The organism is Spirochaetota bacterium (genome assembly GCA_034190085.1).
GTDB lineage: Bacteria > Spirochaetota > UBA4802 > UBA4802 > JAFGDQ01 > JAXHTS01.
This window is the reverse complement of record JAXHTS010000071.1, coordinates 61,861-71,533: the sequence shown is the minus strand read 5'-3', so window position 1 is coordinate 71,533 and position 9,673 is coordinate 61,861. Positions and strand designations below refer to the sequence as shown.

The 9,673-nt window shown below is 37.9% G+C and carries 8 protein-coding genes; 4 read left to right on the top strand and 4 right to left on the bottom strand.

Annotated elements, in window-relative coordinates; all coding sequences use genetic code 11:
* Positions 1-3 precede the first annotated feature (3 nt).
* The 4 genes from SVZ03_14140 (at position 4) to SVZ03_14125 (ending at position 4,412) form a co-directional block, all read left to right on the top strand.
* Positions 4-945: a TetR/AcrR family transcriptional regulator gene (locus SVZ03_14140; GenBank protein MDY6935350.1), complete on the top strand. Its 942-nt coding sequence runs from the start codon at positions 4-6 to the stop codon at positions 943-945.
* A gap of 37 nt (positions 946-982) precedes the next feature.
* A complete protein-coding gene (locus SVZ03_14135) occupies positions 983-2,821 on the top strand; it encodes an acyl-CoA dehydrogenase family protein (protein ID MDY6935349.1) in 1,839 nt (612 codons plus the stop codon).
* A gap of 121 nt (positions 2,822-2,942) precedes the next feature.
* Complete coding sequence (locus SVZ03_14130; protein MDY6935348.1) at positions 2,943-3,788, top strand: fumarate hydratase; 846 nt, start codon at positions 2,943-2,945, stop codon at positions 3,786-3,788.
* 60 nt (positions 3,789-3,848) lie between these two features.
* On the top strand, positions 3,849-4,412 hold the full coding sequence (locus tag SVZ03_14125; protein MDY6935347.1) for a FumA C-terminus/TtdB family hydratase beta subunit: 564 nt from the start codon (positions 3,849-3,851) through the stop codon (positions 4,410-4,412).
* A 75-nt stretch (positions 4,413-4,487) separates the two neighbouring features.
* On the opposite strand, the gene SVZ03_14120 is transcribed toward SVZ03_14125, so the two are convergent.
* The 4 genes from SVZ03_14120 to SVZ03_14105 all read right to left on the bottom strand — a co-directional run bounded on the left by SVZ03_14120 (position 4,488) and on the right by SVZ03_14105 (position 9,355).
* Positions 4,488-5,384: an MBL fold metallo-hydrolase gene (locus SVZ03_14120; GenBank protein ID MDY6935346.1), complete on the bottom strand. Its 897-nt coding sequence runs from the start codon at positions 5,382-5,384 to the stop codon at positions 4,488-4,490.
* A 74-nt stretch (positions 5,385-5,458) separates the two neighbouring features.
* Entirely contained in the window at positions 5,459-6,397 is a 939-nt protein-coding gene (mdh, locus tag SVZ03_14115; GenBank protein MDY6935345.1) for a malate dehydrogenase, read from the bottom strand.
* Positions 6,398-6,612: 215 nt separating this feature from the next.
* Positions 6,613-7,242, bottom strand: a complete 630-nt coding sequence (locus SVZ03_14110; GenBank protein ID MDY6935344.1) for a lysophospholipid acyltransferase family protein — start codon at positions 7,240-7,242, stop codon at positions 6,613-6,615.
* 238 nt (positions 7,243-7,480) lie between these two features.
* On the bottom strand, positions 7,481-9,355 hold the full coding sequence (locus SVZ03_14105; protein ID MDY6935343.1) for an ABC-F family ATP-binding cassette domain-containing protein: 1,875 nt from the start codon (positions 9,353-9,355) through the stop codon (positions 7,481-7,483).
* Between the last annotated feature and the right edge of the window lie 318 nt (positions 9,356-9,673).

Sequence of the window (9,673 nt, the reverse complement as noted above, 5' to 3'; positions counted from 1 at the left end):
AGGATGGATATAGATTCTTTTTTCTCAGATGATGGTTCTGTTAATGAGTCTGTGGTTGTAGAAGAGCTAAGAAAACAGATTCAACAGATTTCGTCTCCTGAAGATACAGATGAATTTAAGAGGGAACTCAACGATCAGATATCAAGCCTTATTTGTTCAGTAACCTCCTTTCTGATAGAGAAGAGGATGCATGATGTATTATCTGAGTTTGTAAGGATAGTACTTGATAATATTGATTCTATCGGGATGCAGATGGTGAGCCTGCCGATTAATACAATCCTACAGATGATGGAGTTGGCGGGGAAGGATTTTCATGCTGAGAAGAGATCAAGACCAAAACAGGATAAACGTAGTGTCATATTAGACGCAGCAATGATGGTTTTTTCACAAAAGGGATTTCATAACGCGCATGTGGATGAGATCGCTGAGCTGGCTGGAATTGCAAAGGGGACGGTGTATCGTTATTTTAGCAGTAAGGATGATATTTTGAGAGATCTTGTTATTGAGAAGATAGCACTTGTAGGAAGGGGATTGAGTGAAATATTTAGAAGAGGCAGGGATATTCTTGAATTAATTAAAGAGGCGATAGCATACTATGTCGATTTTTGTGAACAGAATAAGGATCTTTATAGAATACTAATTCATACACCATGGTTATTGAGTGATGTTAACAAGCATTTTTATGACGATATTATTTCTCATCTGCCTATGATAAAGAGGCGAATATATGCTCAAACCCTGAGGGGAAGAATTAAGGCTACAAATTTTTATACTGTCTTTTATGGTATACTGGGATTTGTTGACGGTGTTGTGCATAAGTGGTTAAATGATGATTGTGAATACTCTCTTAAGGACGAAGTGCCGGTTATCATTGAGGTAATTTTTTATGGGTTTGTAGGCGAGGATTTAAGGGGAGAGATTTTATCATCTAAGGATGCTGTGTAATTAAATTATATTTTCATAAAAGGAGAAGAGTAGGGGAATGGCTGATTTTTGTTTTGATGATTTAAGATTTATTCTGGAGAAATATATACCCTGGGGCGATATTGAGGCTGTGCAGGGCAAGGAGAGCCTTCTGGATGAATACATTATGACCATGGAGACTGTTGCTAAGTGGTGTGAGGAACAGGTTGAGCCTGAGGCTGAGGGGAATGATAAAGATGAATGCAGACTTGAGGAGATGTCTGATGGAAATAACAGAGTAATATTACCCAAAGGAATAACTGAAGGGCATGAAAAATTGAAGGAATTGGGTCTGTTTTGTGGTGTTACCTTACCTGAAGACAAGGGAGGATTCGATTTTCCATTAACCACATTTTTTGCCTATGGTGAAATAATTTCTATGGCAGATTCAAGCCTTGGTTTGACCCCAATGCTCAATGAAGGTTCTGCTCAGGTGCTAGTGGAATTTGCTAATGAAAAGATCATCTCCGAATACCTGCCAAGGCTTATAAGCGGAGAAAGGCTCTGTGCTATGGGATTGACAGAACCAGGGGCTGGCAGCGATCTCGTTGTTATGCAGACAACTGCTCGTCCTGTTGATACAACCTCTGATAATTCAGAGAGGATAAAGGAGTTACAGAATTTAGGAGAGGTCTATCTTCTGAATGGCTCGAAAATATTTATCTCCAATGGATATGGTGATGTCTTAGCTCTAGCTAAGGTTGGAGAGGGGATAAGTATGTTTCTGGTATATGGGGAAGATAAGAAGGTTTCAAGGATAGAGAAGAAACTCGGTATAAAGGGGTCAGCTACATGCGAACTCTTTTTTGACAATTCACCTGGTGTGCTTGTTGGAGAATTGGGTGGGGGATTGATCCCGAATATGCTTAAATTAATGAATATTGCCAGATTGGGTGTCGCGACTCAAGCATTGGCCATTGGGCAGAGAGCGCATTCATTTGCCGTGGACTATGCAAATGAGAGGATCCAATTTGGGGTTCCAATAATTGAGCATCCGCCGGTAAGGCAGATAATATATGAGAATGAAATCAATCTACAGGCTACAAGAGCCTTAACATATATGGCCTCATATTATTTCGATATGCGGGAAGCCTACAAGAGAAAGCTGAATACTTTTAGCAAGGATAGTATAGAATATAAGGAGTTAAATTATAAATTAAAGAAATATCACAGAATCTCAGAGATTTTTATCCCTCTTTCAAAGTATGATGCCTCAGAGCTTTCAAATACAGTAGCCTATTCATCTCTTCAGGTTTATGGAGGATATGGATTTACTAAGGAATATCCTATGGAGCGTTTTTATAGGGATGCAAGAATTACAAGTATATATGAAGGCACAAGTCAGATACAGATAGATCAGGTCTTTAATGAAACCTTTTACTTTGAAAAGTTGGGCCTTATCAATCAGTTTAAGCTTGGCGATAACAGAACATTTGTGGAGACAGAAAAAAACAGATTATTTTTAGATAACCTCTTTGATGAATATAAGAATGAGATTATTAGTAATGCAGATGGGAAGAAAATTGTTCTTGACCTACTTGAGATGATTGACAGGATGAGGTTATTCTTAAAGGAATCAAGGGAGATACTCTTTCTTGAGGCTAGAAAAAAGGAAAAGGAAGAGGGGAGAAGATATAATTCTGTATTTCAGAAGGATTATGTAGATATAATCGGGGCTATTATAAAGGGTTACCTGTTACTAAAACAGGCTTTAATATCAGATTATAAAGGGAGTATTGCTAAATCATATATAGAAAGAATGAAAATCAAAGCCGAGTATCATAAAAATAATATAAAGGGCGGCGTTGATGATATCATTGGTGAGAGTTATAATCTGGTGATGAGGGTTGACTCATAATTATCACTCACTTGGGCTTTATACAATAGAAATATCTGTTTTTTGATAGAACAGAGGGGATATATTGTATCATAACATGGGGGGTGAAAAAAAATAAAAAAAATATAAATGTGTATTCATAATGAAGGAAGTTCGGGTTAATAAGATTATTAATGTGGTAAAGAATTTATGCAAACAAGCATGCTTCTCTCTTTGTATGGATATGATTAGGTTATTAAAGAAAGCTCAGGAAGATGAGGTGTCGCCAATTGGAAAGGAGGTCATTGGTCTACTCTTAGAGAATGCTGAATTAGCCGAGGATTTGAAAATACCCATTTGTCAGGATACAGGAGTTGTCTCTATTTTTACTGAAGTTGGCCAGGATGTACATATAGTTGGAGGCGACATTAAGGAAGCAATAAATGAGGGTGTGCGTCAGGGATATAAAGAGGGTTTCTTGAGGAATTCGATATGTCATCCCTTAACCCGTGAAAATACCGGTGATAATACACCGGCTATTATACATTATGATATTGTGCCTGGCGATGAGATTAAGATTAGTGTTATGCCCAAGGGCGCTGGAAGTGAGAATGTTTCTAAAGCAATTGTCCTGACGCCGGCGGATGGTCTTGAAGGCATTGAAAATTTTGTATTAACCTCAGTTAGAGCAACTGCAGAGAGAGCTAAAACATGTGGTCCTTTGATAATTGGGGTAGGTATTGGGGGGAATCTTGAGATGTCTACAACTTTAGCTCATAAGGCCTTGTTGAGAACAGTTGGAGGCAAGGCTGATGACATAGATGTTGCTGGTTTAGAAAAAAAATGGCTAAAGGCAATTAACAACTTTGGATATGGACCACTGGGATTTGGAGGTAAATATACCTGTTTAGCCGTACACATTGAGATACACCCCTGTCATATCGCAAGCATTCCTGTGGCTGTTGTTATTCAGTGCCATGCTCATAGAGTAAAAAAAGCTGTAATCTAAAACTGTAGCTCTTTATTTGTATCAAGACTCTACCAGAAAGTTCTTCAGGAAATGATATGTATGGATGATATTAAGACTATCGAAACACCTATTGATGATAATATAATTAAGGATTTGAGGGTTGGTGATAGGGTACTGCTGAGTGGCACAATTTACACAGCTAGGGATAAGGCTCATATGAGGCTTGTGGCAATGATTGAAGAGGGTCAACCTTTACCCTTTTCATTGGAGGGTCAAATTATTTATTATGTAGGACCAACACCCAATCCCCCTGGAATGCCTATTGGAGCGGCTGGTCCAACTACAAGTTCACGTCTTGATCCATATACACCGATTTTATTATCCAATGGGTTAAAGGGGATGATAGGAAAGGGCAAAAGAAGAAAAGAGGTGGTAGAGGCAATAAAGAAATATAAGGCAGTATATTTTGTTACACTTGGAGGGGCTGGAGCCCTCTTGTCTCAATATGTTTTAAGATCGAGAATATTGGCGTTTCCTGAATACGCTACTGAGGCTATTTATGAATTGGAGGTGGAAGATTTTCCTATGTTTGTGGCCAACGATATTTATGGGGATGATTTATACGAGAGTAGGTATAAGATATATCAGGTGATGAGTAGTTAGTTTGTATTATAAATGAAATTTACTGCCCTAATAATTCGACTTGGGGCAAATCCAGCATCGTAAATATTTACATTACTAATCGACTTCAAGGTATCCAAGATAGCCTCTAATGCTGTTTTTCACAAAGTATAATTCCCTCTGAATAATATCTTCATCAAATCCATTTAATGGCTTAAAAAGATCATCTCTCGAAAGAAGAGTTGATACACAATTTTCTATTAAATTTTCTTTACTAGAGGAGTTGAGCACATCAGAAATTATATTCTTCCATAAATATAATTGATTTTTGTGCATGGATAAAGTATCCAATGAGTTGTCGAAATGACCAAAGTGACCATAACAGATGTGCTTTTTTCCCAATTCTATAAGTTTATTGATACTCTCGACCGCCTCCTCCAAATAAAAAACTGGTGGGGTGGCAGGTCTCAGATAAAGTTCATTATTGAAGGAGTGGAATACTCCTCCAGCTTCTCCTGCAAAAAGATATTTATCATAAACATAACTTACATGATGCGCTGCATGTCCTGGAGTGTTTATTGCTTGTATCCCTGATGAATTGAACTCCTCGGCAGGAATTATCCTCTCCTTTGGTGTTGGTTTTATCTGGCCGTACTTTAGGGCAATATCCTTAAGGGCTTTTGTGCTTCCTTCCCATAGCTTTTCAGGATCAACAAGATGTTTTATCCCTTTTTGGCAGCAAACGACTTTAGCTTCCGGGAAAAGATCTATTAAATGACCAATACCACCGGCATGGTCCAGATGTATATGGGTTAATAATATGTAATCAAGTTTCTTAATATTTAGTTCCTCTAAAGCCTCCAGTAATGATTTAATAGTGGCAGCAGGCCCAATATCAACCAGGAAATTGATATTACTATTGAAAATCCATGAACTAATAAAATTTCTAAAACCACTAATATCCTGTTTCAGATTGATGAGGTGTAAATTAGGTGTGATTTCTTGGATATTCATTTATTTCATTCTCGTAATTGCCCATATTGTTGCATCGGCAGTATCAATAGATTAAAAATATCTTTACAGAACATTTAGAGATAACCTGTTTTTTTTAATTTGTTAACAAGTTCCTCTACAGCTTTTGCTGAATTCATTAAGGAATTCCTCTCCTCATCATTCAATTCAATCTCAATAATCTCCTTGACGCCGCAGTCACCAAGCTTAACTGGAACACCAACAAAGAGGTCACTAATCCCATACTCGCCCTCTAAGTAAACAGAACAGGGGATTATTTTATTTTTATCAGAGAGGATTGATTCTACCATGATTGAGGTTGCTGCTGATGGTGCATAAAAGGCGCTTCCTGATTTCAAGAGTCGTACAATCTCGGCTCCAGCATTTTTTGTTCTCTGCACTAATTGTTCAATCTTTTCCTCTGATAGTAGTTGCTGTAGTGGTATTCCTGCAACAGTGGTATATCGCACTAATGGCACCATTTGATCTCCATGAGAACCCAACACCAGGCCGCGAACTGAACTTACAGAATACCCTAACTCCATAGCAATAAAGGCCCTAAAACGTGCTGAATCGAGTAATGCGGCCATTCCAATTATCCTTGATCTTGGAAGACCGCTGACTTTATACGCCACATGGCACAATGCATCAAGTGGATTGCTAACTACTATTATGATTGTATTTGAGGAGTATTGCATAATTTGTTCAACGACCTTTTTAATTATATCCGCGTTAGTATTCAATAGGTCATCACGGCACATTCCAGGCTTTCTCGGAACACCAGCAGTAATGACAACAATATCCGAATCCTCTGTTAATTTATAATCATTTCCGCCTACAATTATTGAATCATGCTTCATGAGGGTTGACGCCTCAGTCATATCCAGAGCTTTTCCCTGTGGAACACCTTCAAGGATATCGATCATAACAACATCTGCAAAATCCTTTTCGATAATTCTTTGCGCTGTAGTGGCGCCAACATTACCTGCTCCAACTATTGTCACTTTCTTTCTCATAATTTATCCTCCAAATAGTTAACTGGTGCTCAATTACTGAACATAGGCAAAAGCCATTGGTTTAATGGCGAACCTGATAGCAACTTTTGTAAAGTATTTTTTGGGAATTATTTTGCTTTTAAGAAATAGCATCTTTCTTAATATTCAGATTTTACAAATTGGAGAAAATGCTGTTTCACTTATTCTGATATATTTACATAGCAGAGAGAAGTAATTTAAATGAGTTCTGAGAGAAAAGCGATCTCCTTCATCGTCTTTTCTAGAAAGGTTTCTGGAGACTCTGATGAATTACCATAGAGAGGGTTCCCAATAGAGATACATACGTCAGTCCGGAATCCAACCTTTGAATAGCAGATTCCAATTGGAATGAATGGAACATCAAAGCGCGAAAGTATAAACCTCAAGATTCCAATATTTCCAGGTCCCATTTCATTTACATAATATGTGCCCTCAGGGAAAAGCACAATCCGTTCTCCCTTCTTTATCAATTCTATTAAGGCGCGAAGATAGGGCCTGCTCTCCAGTGGACGTTGTCTGTTTAATGGCACAGCCCCAATAGATTCAAAAAACCAACTAGTGAGGTTGTTGCTGAACAGCTCATGTTTGGCAACATAGTATACATTTTTCGGTAGGGTAATACCCACAAGGGGTACATCCTCCCAACGTTGATGTTTGGGTAATAGGATAAAGGGTCCTCTCTTTGGGAGATTTTCACGACCATTTATTTCCAATCTGAAAAATGGGAATAATAATATTCTAGCTGTGCTTTTGGTTAACCAGTAAACAATTTCCTTTCTTCCATTATATGTTAATGGCTGTGCTTTTAATTGATTTTTTTTCTGCATAATGATTGCTCCCAAACTCAATGATTAAACGCGAGTATTAAAATTGTTGAAGACTGCGTCTTCATCACTCAATTCCTGAGAAACAGCTCTCATTATTTCATGATCATCCGCTAAAAGGGTTTATATGATCGATGTTGAAATATTGGTTTTAAAAAGTCAATACAAAAGAGGCCTTTCTGTATTGTTTATTAGTCCACTAGTAACAAAAAATATGCATAAAGAAGAATTGTTGACTCATCTAGAAATCTTTGATATGTTCAAGATGATTTAGTCTTTTCTCAAAGAGAGCGCTTTGCTCATTAAAGTTGTTTGTTAGCTCCTCAAGCTCATCGAATAGGCTGTCAATGACAGATTTGCAGTTATGTATGGACTGAGAAAGTTCCGATATCCTTTCGCCATCTTGGGATGCTGACGCCTCTATCATGAACCTGTTGTTCTCTTCCAGTTCCTCTTCTTTGGCTTCAATCTCCGCTTCTATCTGGTCTATTTGTGCTTTAAGGGGTTTTAAGACACTCGACCGGTCAGTGATTATTTGAGAGCGATGTCGTCTAATATCCTTTTTACTGATTTTTGTATTATATTCATTATCTAGCGCATCATCTTTATTAGTAGATATAATTGATATTTTCTCTTCTTCCCATCCATTATTATCTAAAAAATTTTGATAATTCCCCTCAAAAACATAAATGCGATTATTTTGAAATACTATAAGCCTTTCCGAAAGGGCGTGAAGGAACATTTCATTGTGTGTTACAATAATTACAGCGCCATCAAAGTTGTCAATCGCTGAAAGCAGAGCATCGCATGACTCCATGTCAAGATGGTTAGTCGGTTCATCCAAGAGCAGCAGATTTACTGGGGTTACGAGCAGCTTCCCAAGCATGACCCTGCTCTTCTCTCCACCTGAAAGCACGTTGATCCTCTTCAGCGCATCATCGCCCTTAAACATCATGGCCCCACATATATCGCGAGCCATCTGTCTATCCACATCTGAGTGTGAATAGAGAAGCTCCTCTTCAACTGTTCTCTTGTCTATAAGGCTTTTGATGTTTGTCTGTTCAAATAATCCTTTAATCACATTAGGAGTAGTTATGATTTCACCTTTTTGAGGATTGAGAGTCCCTGCCAATAGCTTTAGAAGCGTTGTTTTTCCTTTTCCATTTTTACCTATTATACAGACTCTATCGCGCGGTTTAATAGTGATATTAAAATTTTTGATAAGCGGGATATCGGAATTGTATGAAAAGTAGACATCCCGAGCGCTCAGAACGCTTTTTCCTGAAAATGGGTTATCTCTAAAGGAGAAGTCGAGTGTCTGAATTTTTTCAAGCTTATCCCGCTTCTGCATTTTATCCAGGCTCTTAATACGTGACTGCACCAGATTGGCAAGTCTAGCTTTAGCCCTGAAACGGTTTATGAACTGCTCAACATCTTTCCTCCGACGCTCATCCTTAAGGCGGGTTTTTTCATATATCTCTTCCACTTGAGCAATCTGCGCGTAAAGCTTCCCTGTATTTCCGAGTATTTTGCGCGTTTTTTTTCGATGAATTCCAATTGTATGTGTTACGATCTTGTCCATAAAGCTCCTGTCGTGAGTGATAAGTAACAATTCGTTAGGCCAGTTTAATAGAAAACGTTCAATCCAACGAATAGAGGTGATATCAAGATAATTGGTAGGCTCATCTAAAAGAAGAAGATTTGGTTCGGAAACAAGCGCTTTAGCCAGATTCAGTCTAACTTGGTAGCCTCCTGAGAAATCTCTGGGGTCTCGTTGCATATCCTTATTAGAAAATCCAAGACCTGCTAGGATTTTCTCGACTTTCCAAAAATGATCGAGTTCTCCTTCCATAAGTCCCGTCATGCCTTCCTTTAATACTGTATCCTGGGTAAAATCAATTATTTGACGAACATAGCTGATACGATAGTACTTGGGAATAATGATGCTGCCCTTGTCATAAGGTTCCTCGCCGATTAAGATACGGAAAAGTGTGGTCTTCCCATGTCCATTACGCCCAACAAGGCCAACACGTTCTCTGGAATTAATCTTTAGGCTAACTTCATCAAGTAGTAGCCTGTTCCCGAAATTTTTAGTTAGGTTCTCAACACTGATCATCCCTGTAACCTGTTTGTTATTGAAGTATAATTATTCCTAGTAATTATCATTATATCATTAAAAGCCGTAATCGTAAGATATAAATGGTTAACCATTAGCAGCGATTTCATAATAATATTTGTTCAATCCCTACACAGATAGTCCTGTTAAGATTACTTGAGTGACTTATTCTAAACATGATGATTGTGATCAATTAATTATGATATTAATGAGTAGTGCTCTATAACAAGGATAGTTATACTAAAGCAACGCATTATAAGGAGTTCTCATTTTTAACTATCATACAATTTATGATTAATAATAATATGAATTGTCAAG

Coding starts and splice junctions, on each gene's coding strand:
- SVZ03_14130 (MDY6935348.1), top strand. CDS start 2,943: ATGAAGGAAGTTCGGGTTAATAAGATTATTAATGTGGTAAAGAATTTA.
- SVZ03_14120 (MDY6935346.1), bottom strand. CDS start 5,384: ATGAATATCCAAGAAATCACACCTAATTTACACCTCATCAATCTGAAA.
- SVZ03_14110 (MDY6935344.1), bottom strand. CDS start 7,242: ATGCAGAAAAAAAATCAATTAAAAGCACAGCCATTAACATATAATGGA.
- SVZ03_14125 (MDY6935347.1), top strand. CDS start 3,849: ATGGATGATATTAAGACTATCGAAACACCTATTGATGATAATATAATT.
- SVZ03_14105 (MDY6935343.1), bottom strand. CDS start 9,355: ATGATCAGTGTTGAGAACCTAACTAAAAATTTCGGGAACAGGCTACTA.
- SVZ03_14140 (MDY6935350.1), top strand. CDS start 4: ATGGATATAGATTCTTTTTTCTCAGATGATGGTTCTGTTAATGAGTCT.
- SVZ03_14135 (MDY6935349.1), top strand. CDS start 983: ATGGCTGATTTTTGTTTTGATGATTTAAGATTTATTCTGGAGAAATAT.
- mdh (MDY6935345.1), bottom strand. CDS start 6,397: ATGAGAAAGAAAGTGACAATAGTTGGAGCAGGTAATGTTGGCGCCACT.